The following is a 358-nucleotide window of genomic DNA, read 5'->3' as shown; positions in this document are numbered from 1 at the left end:
CTGCTCAAGTAACACAACCTACTTGTGCCGTAGCAACTGGTTCATTCTCTGTATCGAACTACGATGCTGCAATGACTTATACCATTACGCCTAATGTAGGTGTGAGCATGTCTAACACGGGTGTGGTAACAGCTCCGGCTGGTACTTATACCTTGACGGCAACTGCTAGCAACGGATGTACTTCGGCAACTTCTGCTTCGGTAACCATCGATGCACAACCTGAGACTCCGGCTACGCCTGCTATATCTGCTCAAGTAACACAACCTACTTGTGCCGTAGCAACTGGTTCATTCTCTGTATCGAACTACGATGCTGCAATGACTTATACCATTACGCCTAATGTAGGTGTGAGCATGTC

Annotated in this window: 1 pseudogene; it reads left to right on the top strand. The window is 47.5% G+C overall.

The annotated features are described in order from the left end of the window. Positions 1–358, top strand: a pseudogene (locus KIH23_RS13650) (hypothetical protein); the annotation flags it as partial.

It is taken from the genome of Flavobacterium sp. CYK-55 (assembly GCF_018413465.1).
Taxonomy (GTDB): Bacteria; Bacteroidota; Bacteroidia; order Flavobacteriales; family Flavobacteriaceae; genus Flavobacterium.
Note: the sequence above shows the minus strand (reverse complement) of the source record. Positions and strands in the feature narration are given on the sequence as shown.